The following is a 17,779-nucleotide window of genomic DNA, read 5'->3' on the forward strand; positions in this document are numbered from 1 at the left end:
GAAGTCATACACCGGGGCGTTCCCGTCAACCCGATCAACTACTTCAACTTCTCCTTCGGCGGGGACAACAGCGGCATGTCGATGCGCTATATGGGCTACTACGGGGGCGGCGGCGAGCAGGCCGCCGCGCAGGTCTCCCTCATCCCGCCGTGGCTCGTCGTGGCGGCGATCCTCTTCGCCACCCTCATCGGCCTGATCTCCGGCATCCTGCCCGCCAACCGCGCGATGAAGATTTCCGCCCTCGAGGCGATCAAGCATGAGTAAACCGAAAAAGCGCCGCGCGCTCCCGCTTCTTCTCTTCCTGCTGGCCGCGGCGGTCCTGCTGGCCGCCCGCACACAGGCTGAGAAACAGCAGTACATCGACACGCGCCCCGACACGCCCCTGATGGCCTCCCTGCGCGCACAAAGCCCCAACCACAGCCTTGACCTCGACGAGCTGGTCGCCTCTCCCCTGCCCGCCGAGCAGGACGCAGGCCCCATCCTCTATAACGCGACCTTCTATCCCGACGCGCGCACCGTCGTCTGTACGGTCAGCGTCCCCGGGGGCGGAGAGACGGCGCCCTACCTCGTCCGGTACGACCGCAGGCCGATTCCCGGCCGGTACGACCCCGGCGAGGACCGCTACGGGGTGCGCAGGCTCTATTTTGAGGAGGTCTCCGTGCCCCGGTTCGGATGGCTCGACCTTGTGGACGCCGGCTCGCTGAACGGGATGGAGTATAACCCCTATGCCGATCCCCCGCCCGGCCGGGTGCGGTTCCTGCTCGACGAGGAGTATGCTTTCCCCCGTTAGCTTTGCGCCCCGGCGGGCCTCTTCTCTTAGGTCTTCCGCCCAGCGGGCGCAGGGCCTGCCGATAGTCGACCGGCGGCGAGCTCCTTCCTTGTTCGCCCAAGAAAGGAAGCGAAGAAGGCCAGTTCCGATAAATCAATCATCAAAAAATGCGGACCGCTTCGCGGTCCGCATTTTATTATTCCTTTGGCACCCGGTAAGGAGCAACCCACTCATAGGGAATTTTCTTTTTGATCAGGAAGTCTTCCACTGCCTCGTCTATGATCTTCGACATCGGCACCAACGACTCTTCGCTATAACCCTTGATCGCCTTATACAGGCCCTTATCAACGGTCGTCGATAACCGATCTCTATTTTTGAGGTCTCCGCTTACTTTGATTGTCGCCATTGCTATCAAAACCTTATCTGTTTAATAAGGTTATTATACAGCATAAACTTATTGACATTCCTGCTTATTATGCTGTATAATATTATTACGCTTCATAAGTACGTTTGCTTTGGTGGGCCGAATTTGCCTCGTTACCGTTTCCCTTGGTAACTCATCGGCAGTTACTCCCTTCTATAACGGCCGCCTTTGCAAAAAGGGCGCGCAGCGATCGCTGCGCGCCCTTTTTATTTGTACCTTCTGTTCCCGGATGTTGGGAGCGTCCGCAACCCGAATTGTGCCCACAGCTGGTGTACCCGTGGGGAGCGGCTGTAACCTGCGGGTACTGGCAAGGTACTCCCGGGGATTCCAAAGGACCCGGCGGAGGGTCCTTTGGCGTCCTTCTTTGGTGACTTTCTTTGACGTAAAGAAAGTCACTCGCCGCCGGTCGACTACCGGCATATCCTCCGGGCGCAGCGCGGCAAATCAAAGCCTGGCTTCAATCGCCGCAATGATCGCCTTGAGCGTCCGAATGCGGGCGTAGCGCTTGTCGTTCGACTCGACGACAATCCACGGCGCATAGGCGGTGTTGGTGCGCAGGAGCATCTCGTCGACCGCCTTCTCGTAGTCGTCCCATTTGTCGCGGTTGCGCCAGTCCTCATCGGTGATCTTGTACTGCTTTTCCGGGGTGTTCTGGCGGTCGGTAAAGCGGGCGAGCTGTTCGTCCTTGTCGATGTGCAGCCAGAATTTGAGGATGATCGCGCCCCATTCGGCAAGCCCCCGCTCAAAGCGGTTAATCTCGTCGTAGGCGCGGCCCCACTCCTCGTCGGTGCAGAACCCCTCGATGTGCTCGACCATGACGCGGCCGTACCAGGTGCGGTCGAAGATCGCCACATGCCCGTCCTTGGGCAGCGCGTTCCAGAACCGCCAGAGGTGCGGATGGTTCTTTTCCAGGGCGGTCGGCGCGGCGATCGGGATGACCTCGTAGCCGCGCGCGTCGAGCGCCGCGGCCACCCGCTTGATGTTGCCGCCCTTGCCCGCCGCGTCCCAGCCCTCGTAGGCAAGGATCATCGGGATGCGGCGGCGGTAGAGCTCGTTGTGCAGCTCGGAGAGGCGTTTCTGGCAGTCCTTGAGCTGCTTGCGGTATTCCGCTTCCTCGATCGTGACGCTCAGGTCGATCTCCCGCAGGCGCGGCGCGGGCAGCGTCTTGATGTCGTCCGACACGCGGATGCCGGTGAACGGCTTTTCATAGCCGTTTTCCTTGCGCTCGATCGCCTGCTCCATCGCGCCGATCACCGTGGTGAAGACCTTCCAGGTCGCATAGCGGCGGTCGGTCGACGCCACCACCGTCCAGGGGGCGTTGTGCCGGTCGGTGCGGGAGATCATCTCATCGAAAATTTCCAGATATTCGCCATACCGGCGGTTGTGGTCCCAATCGGCCTTTGTCACGCGCCAGCGGGTCGATTTCTGATCGTCCAGCAATTTGAGCCGCTTCTTCTGCTCCTTCTTGGAGATGTGGAAGAAGAATTTCACCAGCACGTACCCGTCGTCGGTAATCTGCTGCTCAAAGTCCACGATCTCGTCGAACCGGTGGTTGAGGTCGCGGCGGGTGAGGCGTTCCTCATCCCGCGCCACCGAAACCGCGCGGTACCAGCTCCGGTCGAAGATCGCCGTGTCCCCGTAGGTGGGCAGCGCCTGCCAGAAGGGCCGCATCCATGGGAACCGCCGCTCGTCCGCCGTCGGCGCGAGGATGCTGTGCACCGAAAAACCGCGCGGGTCGAGGTTAGTGATCAGGCGGGAGATCTTGTCCCCCTTGCCGGAGGCGCCCCACCCTTCAAAGACAAGCACCATCGGGATCTTCAGCGCGCGGATGCGCTGCTGAAGCACGCCGAGCTTCTGTTTCAGGCCGTCGGACACCGCGTCCCACTCCTCTTTTTCCATCCGAACATCCAAATCCAGATTTTCCAGCATCGTTCATTCCTCGCTTTTCATTCCGAGCTTCCTCCTATTGTGCCCGGTGCGGAGAGGTTTTTCCGCGGGCACATGAGCGGAGGGTTGTTACTCTTGATTATACAATATTTTTCCACTTTCTTCAACCGGAATCGTGCAGGATTACAAAAACGGTCCGCCAATGGCGGACCGTTTCCTGTCAGAGCGTGGTTTCGATGAGGGAAAAGGCGGCGGGCTCGCCGCAGAAGGAGACCACATAGTCCCCGACACGCCGGGTCACGAGGTCGTCCCGGCCGGCCGTTTCGACCTCCCGCAGCGGCAGGGTGATCCCCCGCCCATCCCGTTTGAGAAGCGCCTCCTTGCGGGTCCACACCGCGATCACCTCCTCCGGGCAGTCCGCGAGGGAACGCTCGGCGCCGGTAAAGAACCGCGCGGGGAACCAGTCGTGCAGCGTGCGGGAGGCCGGTTCCACGTCCACGCCGGCGGGGCGTTCCGAGAGTGCGACCGCCACCGCGCCGCGCGTGTGGGAGATGCTGATTTGAATTCCCGGGAAATCCGGCAGAAAGGGCTTTCCCCGCGCGTCCTTTTCGACGCGCGGGGGCTCGGGCAGGCCAAGCGCGCGCGCAAGCAGCGCGCGGGCCGCCGCCGAGAGGTCCCGCGCGCCGGTGCGCGCGAACCAGACGGCGTTTTCCATCACGCCTCCCCCTTCCCGTAGGTGACCACCCAGAAATCCGCCTCGGTCGTGAGGGTTTCCAGCGCCGCGAGCCGGGCCGCCCCCTCCGCCGGGGTCTTATAGTAATAGGGAGTCATCGAAAAGAGGCTCTCGATGAGGGCGCTCCCCTCCAGCGTAAAGGAATAGCGCACGCGGCGGCGGTCCGTGATATGGAACCCCTCCAGCTCGAAGGACTTGTCCGCGTTTTCATAGGGCGCGTCGTAGAGGACGCTTTTGAGCCCCCACAGGTGCCGGGCCGCCGGATAGGCGGCGACGAAATGCCCGCCCGGGGCGAGCACGCGGGAAAATTCCCGCGGGCAGAGGGGGGAAAAGACGTTGTAGACGAGGTCGGCGCTCCCGTCCGCGAGCGGCAGCGCAAAGAGGCTCGCGACCGCGAAGCGGCCCCCGCGGCAGCGGCGGGCCGCGTGCCGGACGGCGGGCTTCGACAGATCGACGCCGAAGAGCGCGGGAGCCTTTCCCGCCCCTTCCAGCGCGTCAAAGAGGCGGGCGGCGTAATAGCCCTCCCCGCAGCCCGCGTCGAGGATGCGGGGCGCGTCCCCGCAGAGAGCGAGGACCGTCCCGTTCAGCGCGTCGGAGAGCGGGGCGTAGCTGCCGCTGTCGAGGAACCGGGTGCGCCCAGCGACCATCTCCGCGTTGTCCCCCGGGTTGGGGCTGCTCTTTTGGTTGGCGAGCAGAAGGTTGACATAGCCCTGCGCGGCGATGTCGAAGGAGTGCCCCTCCGGGCACCGGCAGGCGTGCTCCCCCCACGCGAGGCTCCCGCCGCATACCGGACAACTGTACAAATCCATGTCCCTCCCGGTCAAGCTGTTTTATTCATTGTACCAGCCTTGCGCCGCCCCGTCAATTTCCGGTTGTGTCCGGCTTCCCATGCGTGTATAATGGTAGCTGGAATCGAATTGGAAGGGAAGAACCGCATGAAGATCAAACTCCTCGCCCTGGATATGGACGGCACGACGCTCAAAAGCGACCATGTGACCGTCTCCCCCGCAAACCGCGCGGCCATCGAGGCCGCCAACGCGCGCGGCGTGTTCGTCGTGACCGCCACCGGCCGGATGCGCCACCGCCTGCCCGAGGCCATCGAGCAGACGCCGGGGCTCCATTACGCCGTCACCTGCAACGGCGCCTCCGTCTTCGACCTGCGCAGGGAGGCCCCCCTCTACGCCAACCCCATCCCCGTGGACACGGCGCTGCGCGTCTTCGACGCGCTCGCGCCCTTTCCCGTCTTTATCGAAATCTACAGCGGCGGCTTCGACTACGTCGAACGGGGCCGCATCCCCTATATCGAAGCCTCCGGCTTTTCCGAGAGCCGGATGAAAAACCTCCTGCGCGGCCGCCGCACCGTCGAGGACCAGCGGGAATACCTGCTGCATCCCGCCGCGCCGGTCGAGAAATTCAACGTCCCCTACCTGCCGCCCGAACACCAGCGGGCGGTTTGGGAAGCGATGCGCGGGGTGGAGGGGGTCGCCCTCACCTCGTCGGTCGCGCAGAACATCGAAATCAACGCCGCCGGCACAGACAAGGGGGACGGCCTGCGCTTCCTCTGCGAATACCTGGGCGTCGCGCCCGACGAGGTCATGGCCGTCGGGGACAGCCGCAACGACCTGGAGATGCTCACCTTCGCCGGGCTGGCCGCCGCCCCCGCCAACGCCGACGACGACATCAAGGCGGTCGCGGACTGGGTCGGCCCCTCCAACGACGACGACTGCGTCGCCCGGGCGATCGAACGGTTCCTGCTCTGAGCTTCGCCCGCAAAAGAAAAATGCCCGCGCCGCGGGTATTTTTGCGCGCCGAAGGCGCGCGGCCCTTTTGCGGGTGGGCGGCGGGGAGTCCATAAAGACGAAACGGCGCCCCACCGGCGCCGGGAAAGGAAGCCGGCGCGGCGTCCGGCCGCGGCGGGAGGAAGGTTATGGCACCAAAAATCAAGAAGTTCCTGCTGATCACCGTCAGCACCCTGATCATTGTGGCGGGCACCTATTTCTTTAAATTCCCCAATAACTTCTCCTTCGGCGGCGTGACCGGCATCGCGGTCGTGCTCGCGCGCGTCATGCCCTTTTCCGCCGCGTCGATCAACTTCGTCATCAGCATGGCGTTGCTTGCCGTCGGCTTCTGCTTCCTCGGCAGGGGGTTCGGCCTCATGACCGCCTACTCGAGCGTGCTCCTGTCGGTCGGGCTGTCGCTGCTCCAGCGGTTCTGCCCCATGTCCGCCCCGCTCACCGACCAGCCGCTGCTCGAGCTCTGCTACGCGATCGCGCTGCCCGCCTTCGGGTCGGCCATCCTCTTCAACATCGGCGCGTCGAGCGGCGGCACCGACATCGTCGCCATGATCTTAAAAAAGCACACGAGCACCGACATCGGCGCCGCCCTCTTCTTTACCGACCTGATCGTGGCGCTCTCCGCCTGCTTCGTCTTCGACATCAAGACCGGCCTCTTCTCCTTCGTCGGCCTCATGGTCAAATCCCTCGTCATCGACAACGTCATCGAGTCGATCAACCTCTGCAAATACTTCAACATCATCTGCGACAACCCCGAGCCCATCTGCCATTTCATCGTGCATGTGCTCAAGCGCAGCGCGACCGTCTGCGAGGCGCAGGGCGCCTTCACCCACGGCAAAAAGGCGATCGTCTTCACCGCGCTCAAGCGTCCACAGGCCATGGCGCTGCGCCAATTCGTCCGCGCCACCGAGCCGAACGCCTTCATCCTGATCTCCAACACGTCGGAGATCATCGGCAAGGGCTTCCTCAACAGCTGACCCATTACGCCCGACAAGGAGTGTCCGACCATGAAACCAGCCTATCCGGCGCGCGAATTCATCCTGCGGGTCCTCTACTTCTGCCTCGGCACCGCCGTTTGCGCGCTCGGCTGCTCGGCGTTCGTCCTGTCCGGCATCGGGACCGACCCGTTCAGCATGCTCATGCAGGGGGTGGCGCGCACCGCCCACATCTCCAACGGCGCCGCCCACATCGCCATCAACTTCACCCTGCTGGTCCTCTATTTCTTCATCGACCGCAAATATATCCGCGCGGGCACCTTCGCCGCCCTCTTTATCACCGGGCCGATGATCGACGCCGCAAGCCGCCTGCTCCGCGGCGTCATCCACGAGGGCCTGCCCTTCCCGGTGCGCGTCGTCATCGTGCTGGCGAGCTGCGCGCTCATCGCGCTTGGGCTTTCCGCCTCCATCAACGCGAGCGTCGGCGTCGGCGCGAACGACTCGCTGGCGATCCTCCTGAGCGACAAGCTGCACCTCCAGTTCCGCTGGATGCGCGTCGCGGTCGACCTCACCTTCGTCGTCAGCGGGCTCCTGCTCGGCGGCGTCATCGGGGTGGGCACCGTGATCACCGCCCTGCTCACCGGGCCGATTGTCCAGTTTTTCATGCCGCGCACCGCGCGGCTGCTCTATTCCATCCTGCGCCGCCTGACGCCGCAGGCCGAATCCGCGTGATAACGAAACCAAAAAGCCGCCTCCCGGAAGGTCCGGGAGGCGGCTTTTTTACGCGCCCGCTACTTCACAAAGGCGGGGAGCTTGGGATTTTCATTCTTGACGAGATTCGCCGTCTCGTGGTAGCCCTCCCCCTCCCGTACAAGCCGTCCCATCACGACGAAGCGCTGGTCGGGGTTCTGGGTATAGGTGCCGTATTTGTAGCTGCAGGTCGAAAGGGAGAGGATCCGGTCCTCCGGCGTCACCTCGACGTCGTAGGCATATTCCGACCGCGCCTTCACGTCGCCGATGAGGGCATTGAAACGCTCGTCGGAATACTCGGCCATGTGGTAGGGCACGGGCGAGGTCTCCGCCTCGCAGTAAAAGACCGCGAAGATTTCAAAGACGTGGGCCGCGCCCTCGGTGGTCAGGTAGACATAGGGGGTCTTTTTAGCGAGCTCGATGTCCTCGAGCTTCAAAAGCTGCGCGAATTTGGCGCCCTCGGGGTCGTCCTTCACCCCCATCGGACTGCCGAGGTTGTGACCATAAATGATCGTGTTCTGCGCCAGGTCCGCGCCGTTGTCGAACATCACGCTCTCGTAGTCCATATAGTAGCAGCCCTCGTAGGCATAGTTCTTTTTGACGTCCCGCCGCAGGTAATAGTCATTGTTGGTCGTCTGCACGACCGCCTCGTTGATCGTGGTGTTGGGCAGGGTGAGCCAGCCGACCACGTCGGAATTCTGCCTGACCGCGTCCGCCAGCTCTGCGGAGACGTTCGGAAGCGCCGGGCGGTAGTTCCCCGACTGGTCGTATTCGCCGTCCTGGGTCGTGCCCTGGCCGCCGGATTTTTTGCAGCCCGCGCAGGAGACGAGCAGCGCGGCCGCAAGCAGCAGGGCGGTCCATCGCATGGTAGTTTTCATGGGAACGCTCCTTTTCTCGCAGTTGATACCGCTAGTTTGTGCAAAAAAAGGGCGTTCTAAAAAGGGAAAGGTTGGGTTGGGCTTTTTGCCGCGGTTTTTTCATATACCTTATTATCAAACAAGTCCGTGGTGAAACTATGAAAAAAATACAGCGTTTTTTCCTCAACGCCATGATCATGACCGCGACCTCGCTGCTCATGAACGCCGTGGGCGTCTGGTTCAACCTCTATATCTCCGGTAAGATCGGCGCGGAGGGGATGGGCGTCTTCCAGCTCATCATGTCGGTCTATTCCTTCACCGTCACCTTCGCGGCGTCGGGCATCAACCTCGCGTCGACGCGGCTCGTCGCGGAGGAGGCCGCCAGCCCCAACGGCAACGTCAAGGGCGCGATGCGCCGCTGCTTCGGCTACGCGCTGCTCTTCGGCGGCGCGGCGTCCCTCTTCCTCTTTTTCGCCGCGCCCTTCATCGGGGAGACCTGCCTCGGCAGCGTCCAGACCGTCCGCCCCCTCAAGACCATGGCGCTCTCGATGCCCTTCATCGCGATGTCCTGCGCGCTGAACGGTTACTTTACCGCCGTCGGGCGGGTGGCCAAATCCGCCGCCTCGCAGATCTTCGAGCAGTTTTTGAAGATCAGCCTCTCGATCGTCGGCCTCACCTTCCTGATGCCGCCCGGCCTCGAATACGCCTGCCTCGCCATCACCGGCTCGGGCGTGATCGCCGAGGGGCTCTCCTTCGTGAGTTCTCTGGTCCTCTACCTCGGGGACAGCCGGGGCTTCCGCCGGAAGGGCGCGCCCAAAAACCGCCTGACCGGACGGCTGTTCGGCATCGCGCTGCCCATGGCGATGAGCTCCTACCTGCGCTCGGGGCTCGCCACCGTCAAAAACCTGCTCGTCCCCGTCCGGCTTCAGGCGGGCGGGCTCGCGGCGGGCGCCTCCTTCGCCGTCTTCGGCGCGGTGCACGGCATCGCCCTGCCGGTCATCCTCTTCCCCGCCGCCTTCCTCAACTCCTTTTCCAGCCTCATCGTCCCCGAGATCGCCCAGCGCCACAGCCGCGGGCAGAGCATCTCCCACCTCATCCAGCGGATGTTCGCCCTTAACCTGTGCTGCTCGATCGGGGTGTGCGGCGTGCTCTTCGCCTTCTCCCATGAAATCGGCGCGGCGGTGTCGCAGAACCCCGACGTGGGCGTCTACATCCGCCTGCTCGCGCCCGTCATCCCCGTCATGTACCTCGACACCGCCGTCGACTGTATGCTCAAGGGGATGGACGAACAGCTCTCGGTCATGCGCTACAACGTCGCCGACGCCGCCATCAGCATGGTGCTCGTCTACCTGCTGCTGCCCGTCCTCGGCATCAAGGGCTATATCCTCGTCATCGTTTTGAGCGAGGTCTTCAACTTCTCCCTCAGCCTCGGGAGACTCATCCGTGTCGCAAAGTTCGAGGTCGACATCACCGAGCGGGTCGTGAAGCCCCTGCTCTGCGCCGCCATCTCGGTGCTCGCCGCGCGCATCCTCTCCCGCGCGGGGCTGCCGCTGCCCGGCTCCCCCATCGGGTTCGCACTCCTGCTTGCCCTGGTTTCCACCGGGTGTTATCTCCTCCTCCTGCACCTGGCGGGCTGCGACCCGCGCCGCGTGTAAAATCGCGCATAGGGACAGGCAAGCCCGTCATATCCATGATACCGGGCGGGCTTTTCGCCCGCAGTGAAATGTGAAAACGGAAGGAGGGCTTTCCATGCCGCTGACGGACCGGGAACTGTTTGCCCGGCTGATCCAGTGCGAGGCGGGCGGAGAGGGGGACACCGGGATGAAGGCGGTGGCCAGCGTCGTGATGAACCGCGTGAACGCGCCGGGCGGGGAATACAAGCGCATCGGGCAGGGCAGCATCCGCAAAATCCTCTACCAGACGGGGCAGTTCGTCTGCATGTCCGAGACCGAACGGGGCTCCTACAACGCCCAGAACGTCTACAACATGCGGCCCGAACAGATCCACTACGACATTGCCGATTGGGCGATCGCCGGCAACCGCCTGATGGACCTGGGGCAGGCGCTCTGGTTTTTCAACCCCTTCTCCGCCAGCTGCCGGCAGAATTTCCCCAGCAGCATCGGCTATCTGGTCACGCGGATCGGCGACCACTGTTTTTACAATCCCACCGACGCTTATTACGAAACATAGAAAGAGGGGTATCATATGGCAAACGGCGACAACAACCTGAACTTCGGGCCATTCGAAAGCCAGCAGGCGGAGGAGAACCCGCAGAATAACGAGGAGGTTTTTCTCGGCTCCTTTTCCTCCATCCTGCAGGCGAACCTCGGCGCCTATGTGATCTGCGAATTCCTGATCGGCACCAACAGCCTGGAACGCAAGGAGGGCTACCTCTATTCGGGCGGTATCAACTACATCACCCTTTACCAGCCGAGCGAGGAGCAGTATACCGTCTGCGACCTCTACTCCCTCAAGTTCGTCACCTTTGTCGACACCCGTCTCAGGCCCCGGCAGGACCTGCCCGGCGCGGCCGGACAGCGCTACCTGCCCCCGCAGGCGGTCCCCGGCACCATGACCAATCCCGTCCCCGGCGGTTCGGGCGCCCCGGGCGGCGGATTCCCCGGCCCCGGCATGGGCGGCAGGGGCTATCCCCGCATGAGCCGGTAAACCAGCAAAAAAAGCGTGCGGCTTTCGCCGCACGCTTTTTACGTGTTCAGATCAGCTGGCGGTTCATCCATCTGCCGCGCAGCAGGCGGGCCATAAACATGGCCGCGCGGAAGACCCAGTCGATGATCATCGCGACCCACACCCCGAGCAGCCCCAGCCCGAGATAGCGGCCGAGGATATAGCTGAAGATCACCCGGAACACCCACATCGATACGACCGACGTGATCATCGTGTACTTCACGTCGTTGGCGGCGCGCAGGCCGTTCGGCAGGGCGAAGGACATCGGCCAGAAGAGGATGTTGCCGAGCGCACAAACGAGGCAGATCTGCCAGGCCGCCTCCGCCGTCGCCGCCGAAAGCCCGAACAGCCCGATGATCGGGTGCAGCGCAAAAATCAGGATCAGGTTGAGCAGCAGGTTCATCCCGTGCGCCGCGCCGACCAGCCCCAGCATGTATTTTTTGGCCTGTGGGAACTCCCCCGCGCCCACGCACTGCCCCACGACCGTCACCATCGCCAGGCTGACCGCCGCACCCGGCATCTGGGACATCGTCATGACGCTGTTGCCCACCGCGTTCGCCGCGATCGCCACCGTTCCGAAGGTCGTAATCAGCCCCGCCACCATCAGCTTGCCGATGTGGAACATGCTGTTCTCCAGCCCGTTGGGCACCCCGATGCGCAGGATGCTTTTGATCATCGCCGGGTGCCACTCGAGCTTTTTGAGTTCGTCGAGGTAGATGCGGTTATTGTGGTGGCAGAGCACCGCCAGCAGGAACGCCGCCGACACCCCGCGCGCGATCAGCGAGCCGAGCGCCGCGCCCGCCGCGCCCAGCCGCAGCCCGTAAATGAAGAGCGCGTTGAAGGAGATGTTGACGATGTTCATGACGAGCGCCGCCATCATCGAGATCTTTGAGTTGCCCTGCGCGCGGAAGAGCGCGGCGCAGGCGTTATAGACCGCCATGAAGGGATAGGAGAGCGCCGAAAGCAGGAAATACACCTCGGCGTTCCCCATGACCGCGGCGTCCGCGCTGCCGAAGAGGGCGTGCAGGATGAATTTGCTGCCCGGCATGCAGACGGCGACCAGCCCGAAGGAGACGAGCGTCGTCACGGTCAAAAGCTGCTTGGCCGCCGCGTTCGCGCTGGGCTGGTCCTCCCGCCCGAGATACTGGGACGCCACGATCGACCCGCCCGTCGAGAGCGCCGCGAAGACGTTGAGCAGCAGCAGGTTGATCGAATCGACCAGCGAGACGCCCGAGACCGCCGCCTCCCCCACGCTCGACACCATGAAGGTATCCGCGATGCCGACCGTCGCCGCGAGCACCTGCTCGATGATCAGCGGGATGATCAGCCGCACCAAATCTCTTCTCGTAAACATCAGCAAACCGCACCTTCTCATAATCTGCAATCATTCTGCACCTTGTGCATAAAAATTGCAAGCCAATTTTTACATTTTGGCAGTTTGCCGGGGAGCGGACCGTGCCGCAATGTAAAATCTGTGTGAAATCCCGGTGGGGCGCCCGCGCCGCCTTCCAGCAAAAGGAAGGGCGGCCCTTTCCGTCGCCGGAAAGAGCCGCCCAACCCCGATTTCTGTAGGTTTGCAGAGAAATGGAGCAAAATCTCACAGACTTCTGATGGTTTTTAGAGGTCCGCATTCAGATCCTTGGTAGCCACGGTCTCGTATTCTTCCTCGTTAAAGATATAGTCGTTTCCGGGAAGAATCGCATTCAGCAGGATACCGAGGATTGCCGCGATCGCAAGGCCGCTGAGCGTGAAGCCCGCCCCGCCGATCTGGAAGGAGATGCCGCCGATGTTGTTGAAGCCGAGGCCGCTGACGAGGATGATCGCCGCAATCAGAACGTTGCGGGACTCGGTCAGGTCGACCTGGTTCTCAACCAGGTTGCGTACGCCGATGGCGGAGATCATGCCGTAGAGGATGAAGGAAACGCCGCCGATCGTCGCAGTCGGGATGGTATGGACGAACTCACCGAACTTCGGGATGAAGGAGAGCAGGATCGCCACAACGGCGGCGATTTCCATGACGATCGGGTCGTAGACCTTGGTCAGCGCCAGAACGCCGGTGTTCTCACTGTAGGTGGTGTTCGCCGGGCCGCCGATGAGGCCGGCAAGGCTCGTGGCAAGACCGTCGCCGATGAGGGTGCGGTGCAGGCCGGGGTTCGCCAGGAAGTTGCGCTCGCAGGTCGCGCTGACCGCCGCGATGTCGCCGACATGCTCCATCATGGAGGCCAGCGAGATCGGGACCATGATCAGAATGGCGCTTACGTCAAACTTCGCAAGGGTGAACGGCGCGATACCGACAAAGTTCGCCGCCGCCAAGGCGGAGAAGTCAACATGCCCGGTGACCAGCGCCACAAGATAGGAAGCGATGATACCAAGCAGGATCGGGATGATTTTGACCATGCCGCGGCCAAAGACGTTTGCCACAAGGATCACGATGATCGCGACGACTGCCAGCAGCCAGTTGCCGCTCGCGTCGTTGATCGCGTTCGGAGCGAGGATCAGGCCGATGAGGATGATGATCGGGCCGGTAACGACCGGCGGGAAGAAGTGCATGATCCGCTTGATGCCGCACGCGCGGATCAGCGCCGCCAGAATAACATAGACCAGACCGGCGCAGACGATACCGCCGCAGGCGTACGGGAGCTTTTCAGCCTCCGTCAGCGCAACGCCGGCGGAATTGGTCAGCGGCAGTGCCTTGACAGCCGCGAAACCGCCGAGGAACGCGAAGGAAGAGCCCAGGAACACAGGCGCTTTCCGCTTGGTGATAAAGTGGAAAAGCAGCGTGCCGATACCGGCGCAGAAGAGCGTTACCTGTACATTCAATCCTGTGATGATCGGGACGATAACCGTTGCGCCAAACATCGCAAAGACGTGCTGCAGACCCAAAACAACCGTTTTCGGCCAGCCGAGTTCCTGCGGGGCATTATAGATTCCTCGATTGGTATTGGCCATTGACTTACCTCCTCAACATAGTATTAGCCTTGTCTCCATTTCTCTATGTATTTCAGGGCCGGGGCCCTTTATACCGTCATGCTGTCCAAAAACACACCTCCGGGCGGCCGGGCCGCATGGCTGCGGCCGCCCGGTCCTTATTTTCTTTAAGCCTACTGGGCTTTCTTCTCCTTGAGCGCCTTGAGCACGTCGTCGGCCCTGATCGGCATCCGGAAGAACCGGCACCCGATCGCGTTGGCCACCGCGTTGGCGATCGCCGGCGCGCCCGGTACCATGACCGGCTCGCCGATGCCGCGCGCTCCGTACGGGCCCGTCGGCTCCTCGTGCTCCGCGACGCGCACCGTCAGTTCGGGCATGTCGTCCGCAGTCGGGATCTTGTAGTCGACGAAGTTGCGGTTGAGGATCCGCCCGTCCTTGAGCATCAGCTCCTCAAAGAGCGCCGTGCCCAGGGCCTGCACCATCGCGCCCTCCACCTGCGCGTCGTAGAGCGCCGGGTTGATGACCTTTCCGGGGTCGAAGCAGGAGATCATCTTGAGCACGCGGATCTCGCCCGTGTCGGTGTTGACCTCGACCTCGGCGCCGTTGACGCCGACCGTCCAGAAGGCCACCGGCTTGGGGCTCTGGCCGGTCTCCTGGTCGTAGCCCACGTTGTTCGGGACCACGAAGGAGCCCTTGCCGATCAGCGGGCCGTGGATGCCCGACGCGTCGGGCAGGGTGAGCCCGAGCGCGAAGGTGCTCAGCGGGACCTTTTTGTCCTTGTGGATCTTATGCACCACATAGCCGTCCTTGAGCTCGAGGTCGCGCTTGCTGCATCCGAACTTGATCTGCGCCAGCTCGAGGATCTCGTTCTTCGCGTCCTCGGCGGCCAGTTTGACCGCGTTGCCCGCGCAGTAGGTGGTGCGGCTCGCGACCGTCTGCCACTCGTAAGGGGTGTGGTCGGTGTCGCCGGTGCGGATGGTGATCTTGCTCGGGTCGATGTCGAGCACCTCGGCGGCGATCTGGGTGAGCACCGTGTCGGAGCCCTGGCCGATGTCCTGGCCGCTCGTCATGAGCATAAAGGTGCCGTCCTCGTTCATGCGGATGATCGCGGCCGAGGCCACGTCGGTGGGCTGAGACGGCGATTTCCAGCCGCCCGCGATGCCCTTGGCACGGATGAGGTTGGGCGCGACCTGCTCGCAGGGCTTGTCGTACTCGAGTTCCTTGACAACCGTCTCGAGGCAGTCCTGATAGCCGCAGTCCTCGAGGATCTGGCCGGTCGCGGTGGCGCCGCCCGCCCGCAGTCCGTTGACCCGGCGGATGTCGACCTCCGACATGCCGATCTCGTGCGCGATCATATCGAGGTTCTGCTCGATGGCGAAGTGGATCTCACACATGCCGAAGCCCCTGTACGGGCCGCCGACCGGATGGTTGGTGTAGACGCAGTAGCTGTCGCACCAGATGTTGTCGATGTCGTAGGGGCCGGGGCAGGCGATGCCCGCCGCCTTGACGATGTTGACGCCGTACTCGGTGTAAGCGCCGCCGTCCCAGACATACTCGATCTTCTGGGCGAGGATCTTGCCGTCCGACTTGCGCACGCCGGTCTTGAGGGTCGCATAGACGCCCTGGCGGACATACGCGTCCTCGAACTCCTCCTCACGGGTGTAGGTCATCTTGACCGGGCGCCCGCAGTTGAGCATCGAGAGCGGGATGACGATGCCTTCGAGGGTGGTGCCCGCCTTGGAGCCGAAGCCGCCGCCGACATACGGGGAGATGACCCGCACCTTGTTGAGCGGGATGTCGAAGGAGGTCGCCAGCGCCTGGCGCACCGCGAAGGGGGACTGGCAACTCGCCCACACGGTGAGCTTTCCGTCCGCCTCGTACTGCGCGACGGCCACATGCGGCTCGATGGGCACGTGCTGGACGTGCGGGATATAGAAGGTGTGCTCCGCGACGTAATCCGCCTCGGCAAAGCCCTTGTCGACGTCGCCCTTGCGGAGCTTGTAGTGGTGGGAGATGTTGGTGCCCGGCACCGGGTGGAAGATCGGGGCGACCTTGTAGGTGCCCAGGTCGGGATGGATGAGCGGCGCGTCCGGCTTCATGCCCTCGACCGGGTTGGTGACCGCCGGCAGCTCCTCGTACTCCACCTTGATCAGCTCGACCGCCGCCTTCGCGATGTCCAGCGTCTCCGCCGCCACCGCCGCGACGGCTTCGCCGCGGTATTTCGCGGTGCCCACCGCGAGGAAGTTTTTGTCCTCGAGGTAGAGGCCGCCGCGTTTCTTATAATAGTCGCCCGTGATGACGCTCTTCACGCCCGGCAGCTTCTCCGCCTCCGACGTGTCGATGCTCAGGATTTTCGCGTGCGCGTAGGGGCTGCGCTTCACCTGGGCGTAGAGCATCCGGGACATCCTGATGTCGTCCACGTATTTCGCCTGGCCGGTGACCTTCTTGACGCCGTCAACCCTGTCGATCGTTGTTCCGACTGTCCTCATTTGCGCTCGCCTCCTTCCGTATGTGCCGCAACGTCCTCGATGGCCTCAATGATCCGTTTGTAGCCGGTGCAGCGGCAGAGGTTGCCGCTGATGCCCGCCTTGATCTCGTCGCGGGTCGGGTGCGGATTCTCCTTCAGGAGCGCCGTGGCGGTCATCAGGAAGCCCGGCGTGCAGAAGCCGCACTGGAGCGCGGCATGCTTGATGAACGCTTCCTGCAGCGGGGAAAGGTTGCCCTTGCGGTCGGCCAGCCCCTCGACGGTGGTGATGTGCTTGCCGTCCAGCTCGGGCGCCAGCACGAGGCAGGCGTTGACCGGCTTGCCGTCCATGATGACGGTGCACGCGCCGCACTCGCCGGCGCCGCAGCCTTCCTTGGCGCCCGTGAGGTCGAGCTCCTCGCGCAGCACGGTGAGCATCGTTTTATTGGCGTCGACGTAGAGCTCGACCGGCTCCTCGTTGACGAAGAAATTGACCTGGTATTTCATATGTATCCCCTCCTTATTTCGCCAGGGCTTCGAGGCTTCTCTTGACGATCAGCCCCACGATGGTGACGCGGTACTCCTTGGAGGCGCGCACGTCGTCGATCGGCGCGACCTCGGTCTTGGCCAGCTCGGCCGCCTGCTCGATCAGCGCGCCGTCCAGCTTTTTGCCGCGGAGCAGCTCCTCGGTCTTGACGAGCCGCAGAGGGGTGGGCGCGACGGAGCCGAACGCGATGCGCCAGTCGTCCCCGTCCCGCACCACGGTGGCGCAGACGGTGGAGAGGTCGACCTCGCGGCGGCGGGAGATCTTGGTGTACACGCCCTCCGAGCCCGCATGGTAGGGCACCCGGATGGCGGTGACGATCTCATCCTTTTTCAGCGCGGTCTTGCGCACGAAGATGAAGAATTCACGGATGGGAATCTCCCGCTTGCCCTCCGGGCCCTCGGCCAGGATCACCGCGTCGTTGGCGAGCAGCGGGGTGCCGGTATCGGCCAGCGGGGAGGCGTTGACGATGTTGCCGATGCAGGTCGCGCGGTTGCGCACCTGCTTGGAGCCGACCGACAGCGCCGCCTTGCCGAGGTAGGGATAGTACTTCTGGACGTACTCGTTGGCGCCGATCTCGTTCATCGTGACGCAGGCGCCGATGGTGAGGCCGGTCTTTTCGTCGAAGGTGATCGTGTCCAGGCCGGGGATCTTCTTGATGTCGATCACGTACTCAGGGGCGATCAGGTTGTCGCGAAGCCGCACGACGACGTCGGTGCCGCCGTTAAAAACCACGGCGGAGTCCCCGTGCTCCGCCAGGAATGCAAGTGCTTCGGGCAAGGATTTTGGTGCTAAATAATTAAATTGTTTCACGATAAGCACTCCTTTTTAGGCATAATGTCACTACCACTAACCTTATTATACTGAGATGGGCAAACCATATCAATCGATTTTTTCCAAATTTTCTGTAATGAATAGATTTCGCAAGAGAATTTAGGCATTTTCGATCATATCGATTTATAAAAACTTCACAACATTTCATGGAGGACCGTCAGGTTTTTTGGGAATCG

Annotated in this window: 18 protein-coding genes; 8 read left to right on the forward strand and 10 right to left on the reverse strand. The window is 62.8% G+C overall.

The window, feature by feature from the left end; all coding sequences use genetic code 11:
- The coding region (locus ACZO3G_RS08015; RefSeq protein WP_486847029.1) for an ABC transporter permease at nucleotides 1–264 on the forward strand (264 nt) is incomplete at its 5' end.
- Entirely contained in the window at nucleotides 257–790 is a 534-nt protein-coding gene (locus tag ACZO3G_RS08020; RefSeq protein ID WP_276870149.1) for a hypothetical protein, read from the forward strand. The genes ACZO3G_RS08015 and ACZO3G_RS08020, both read left to right, overlap by 8 nt.
- Nucleotides 791–965: 175 nt before the next feature.
- On the opposite strand, the gene ACZO3G_RS08025 is transcribed toward ACZO3G_RS08020, so the two are convergent.
- The 4 genes from ACZO3G_RS08025 to ACZO3G_RS08040 all read right to left on the reverse strand — a co-directional run bounded on the left by ACZO3G_RS08025 (nucleotide 966) and on the right by ACZO3G_RS08040 (nucleotide 4,622).
- On the reverse strand, nucleotides 966–1,175 hold the full coding sequence (locus ACZO3G_RS08025) for a ribbon-helix-helix domain-containing protein (protein ID WP_101549987.1): 210 nt from the start codon (nucleotides 1,173–1,175) through the stop codon (nucleotides 966–968).
- 462 nt (nucleotides 1,176–1,637) lie between these two features.
- Nucleotides 1,638–3,122: a polyphosphate:AMP phosphotransferase gene (pap, locus tag ACZO3G_RS08030; RefSeq protein ID WP_256151624.1), complete on the reverse strand. Its 1,485-nt coding sequence runs from the start codon at nucleotides 3,120–3,122 to the stop codon at nucleotides 1,638–1,640.
- A gap of 178 nt (nucleotides 3,123–3,300) precedes the next feature.
- Nucleotides 3,301–3,795: a 4'-phosphopantetheinyl transferase family protein gene (locus ACZO3G_RS08035; protein ID WP_256151623.1), complete on the reverse strand. Its 495-nt coding sequence runs from the start codon at nucleotides 3,793–3,795 to the stop codon at nucleotides 3,301–3,303.
- The gene (locus ACZO3G_RS08040; RefSeq protein ID WP_276870155.1) at nucleotides 3,795–4,622 is read right to left on the reverse strand and encodes a putative RNA methyltransferase; all 828 of its coding nucleotides are present in this window, start codon (nucleotides 4,620–4,622) and stop codon (nucleotides 3,795–3,797) included. The genes ACZO3G_RS08035 and ACZO3G_RS08040 overlap by 1 nt, the downstream gene beginning before the upstream one ends.
- 126 nt (nucleotides 4,623–4,748) lie before the next feature.
- Between ACZO3G_RS08040 and ACZO3G_RS08045 the strand changes: the two genes are divergently transcribed.
- The 3 genes from ACZO3G_RS08045 to ACZO3G_RS08055 all read left to right on the forward strand — a co-directional run bounded on the left by ACZO3G_RS08045 (nucleotide 4,749) and on the right by ACZO3G_RS08055 (nucleotide 7,273).
- Nucleotides 4,749–5,573, forward strand: a complete 825-nt coding sequence (locus ACZO3G_RS08045) for a Cof-type HAD-IIB family hydrolase (RefSeq protein WP_276870158.1) — start codon at nucleotides 4,749–4,751, stop codon at nucleotides 5,571–5,573.
- A 167-nt stretch (nucleotides 5,574–5,740) separates the two neighbouring features.
- On the forward strand, nucleotides 5,741–6,583 hold the full coding sequence (locus ACZO3G_RS08050) for a YitT family protein (RefSeq protein WP_101549978.1): 843 nt from the start codon (nucleotides 5,741–5,743) through the stop codon (nucleotides 6,581–6,583).
- A gap of 30 nt (nucleotides 6,584–6,613) precedes the next feature.
- Nucleotides 6,614–7,273 (forward strand): YczE/YyaS/YitT family protein, encoded by a 660-nt coding sequence (locus ACZO3G_RS08055; RefSeq protein ID WP_101549976.1) that lies wholly within the window; start codon nucleotides 6,614–6,616, stop codon nucleotides 7,271–7,273.
- Nucleotides 7,274–7,332: 59 nt separating this feature from the next.
- On the opposite strand, the gene ACZO3G_RS08060 is transcribed toward ACZO3G_RS08055, so the two are convergent.
- Nucleotides 7,333–8,169: a class B sortase gene (locus ACZO3G_RS08060; RefSeq protein ID WP_277138547.1), complete on the reverse strand. Its 837-nt coding sequence runs from the start codon at nucleotides 8,167–8,169 to the stop codon at nucleotides 7,333–7,335.
- A gap of 137 nt (nucleotides 8,170–8,306) precedes the next feature.
- On the opposite strand from ACZO3G_RS08060, the gene ACZO3G_RS08065 reads away from it, so the two are divergent.
- The 3 genes from ACZO3G_RS08065 to ACZO3G_RS08075 all read left to right on the forward strand — a co-directional run bounded on the left by ACZO3G_RS08065 (nucleotide 8,307) and on the right by ACZO3G_RS08075 (nucleotide 10,815).
- On the forward strand, nucleotides 8,307–9,803 hold the full coding sequence (locus ACZO3G_RS08065) for an oligosaccharide flippase family protein (RefSeq protein WP_276870164.1): 1,497 nt from the start codon (nucleotides 8,307–8,309) through the stop codon (nucleotides 9,801–9,803).
- 94 nt (nucleotides 9,804–9,897) lie between these two features.
- On the forward strand, nucleotides 9,898–10,338 hold the full coding sequence (locus ACZO3G_RS08070; RefSeq protein WP_101549970.1) for a cell wall hydrolase: 441 nt from the start codon (nucleotides 9,898–9,900) through the stop codon (nucleotides 10,336–10,338).
- Nucleotides 10,339–10,353: 15 nt separating this feature from the next.
- Nucleotides 10,354–10,815: a hypothetical protein gene (locus ACZO3G_RS08075; protein WP_101549968.1), complete on the forward strand. Its 462-nt coding sequence runs from the start codon at nucleotides 10,354–10,356 to the stop codon at nucleotides 10,813–10,815.
- Nucleotides 10,816–10,861: 46 nt separating this feature from the next.
- On the opposite strand, the gene ACZO3G_RS08080 is transcribed toward ACZO3G_RS08075, so the two are convergent.
- From ACZO3G_RS08080 to ACZO3G_RS08100, 5 genes are all read right to left on the reverse strand, one after another.
- Nucleotides 10,862–12,187, reverse strand: coding sequence for an MATE family efflux transporter (locus ACZO3G_RS08080; RefSeq protein WP_276870167.1), 1,326 nt, complete (start codon nucleotides 12,185–12,187; stop codon nucleotides 10,862–10,864).
- A 263-nt stretch (nucleotides 12,188–12,450) separates the two neighbouring features.
- Entirely contained in the window at nucleotides 12,451–13,782 is a 1,332-nt protein-coding gene (locus tag ACZO3G_RS08085) for a uracil-xanthine permease family protein (protein ID WP_101549966.1), read from the reverse strand.
- Nucleotides 13,783–13,934: 152 nt separating this feature from the next.
- Complete coding sequence (locus ACZO3G_RS08090) at nucleotides 13,935–16,250, reverse strand: xanthine dehydrogenase family protein molybdopterin-binding subunit (protein WP_101549964.1); 2,316 nt, start codon at nucleotides 16,248–16,250, stop codon at nucleotides 13,935–13,937.
- Entirely contained in the window at nucleotides 16,247–16,732 is a 486-nt protein-coding gene (locus tag ACZO3G_RS08095) for a (2Fe-2S)-binding protein (RefSeq protein WP_101549961.1), read from the reverse strand. The genes ACZO3G_RS08090 and ACZO3G_RS08095 overlap by 4 nt, the downstream gene beginning before the upstream one ends.
- Nucleotides 16,733–16,745: 13 nt before the next feature.
- Nucleotides 16,746–17,591 (reverse strand): FAD binding domain-containing protein, encoded by an 846-nt coding sequence (locus tag ACZO3G_RS08100; protein ID WP_306574794.1) that lies wholly within the window; start codon nucleotides 17,589–17,591, stop codon nucleotides 16,746–16,748.
- Nucleotides 17,592–17,779 lie beyond the last annotated feature (188 nt).

Source organism: Anaerotruncus sp. (assembly GCF_057433415.1).

Coding starts and splice junctions, on each gene's coding strand:
- ACZO3G_RS08020 (WP_276870149.1), top strand. CDS start 257: ATGAGTAAACCGAAAAAGCGCCGCGCGCTCCCGCTTCTTCTCTTCCTG.
- ACZO3G_RS08025 (WP_101549987.1), bottom strand. CDS start 1,175: ATGGCGACAATCAAAGTAAGCGGAGACCTCAAAAATAGAGATCGGTTA.
- pap (WP_256151624.1), bottom strand. CDS start 3,122: ATGCTGGAAAATCTGGATTTGGATGTTCGGATGGAAAAAGAGGAGTGG.
- ACZO3G_RS08035 (WP_256151623.1), bottom strand. CDS start 3,795: ATGGAAAACGCCGTCTGGTTCGCGCGCACCGGCGCGCGGGACCTCTCG.
- ACZO3G_RS08040 (WP_276870155.1), bottom strand. CDS start 4,622: ATGGATTTGTACAGTTGTCCGGTATGCGGCGGGAGCCTCGCGTGGGGG.
- ACZO3G_RS08045 (WP_276870158.1), top strand. CDS start 4,749: ATGAAGATCAAACTCCTCGCCCTGGATATGGACGGCACGACGCTCAAA.
- ACZO3G_RS08050 (WP_101549978.1), top strand. CDS start 5,741: ATGGCACCAAAAATCAAGAAGTTCCTGCTGATCACCGTCAGCACCCTG.
- ACZO3G_RS08055 (WP_101549976.1), top strand. CDS start 6,614: ATGAAACCAGCCTATCCGGCGCGCGAATTCATCCTGCGGGTCCTCTAC.
- ACZO3G_RS08060 (WP_277138547.1), bottom strand. CDS start 8,169: ATGAAAACTACCATGCGATGGACCGCCCTGCTGCTTGCGGCCGCGCTG.
- ACZO3G_RS08065 (WP_276870164.1), top strand. CDS start 8,307: ATGAAAAAAATACAGCGTTTTTTCCTCAACGCCATGATCATGACCGCG.
- ACZO3G_RS08070 (WP_101549970.1), top strand. CDS start 9,898: ATGCCGCTGACGGACCGGGAACTGTTTGCCCGGCTGATCCAGTGCGAG.
- ACZO3G_RS08075 (WP_101549968.1), top strand. CDS start 10,354: ATGGCAAACGGCGACAACAACCTGAACTTCGGGCCATTCGAAAGCCAG.
- ACZO3G_RS08080 (WP_276870167.1), bottom strand. CDS start 12,187: ATGTTTACGAGAAGAGATTTGGTGCGGCTGATCATCCCGCTGATCATC.
- ACZO3G_RS08085 (WP_101549966.1), bottom strand. CDS start 13,782: ATGGCCAATACCAATCGAGGAATCTATAATGCCCCGCAGGAACTCGGC.
- ACZO3G_RS08090 (WP_101549964.1), bottom strand. CDS start 16,250: ATGAGGACAGTCGGAACAACGATCGACAGGGTTGACGGCGTCAAGAAG.
- ACZO3G_RS08095 (WP_101549961.1), bottom strand. CDS start 16,732: ATGAAATACCAGGTCAATTTCTTCGTCAACGAGGAGCCGGTCGAGCTC.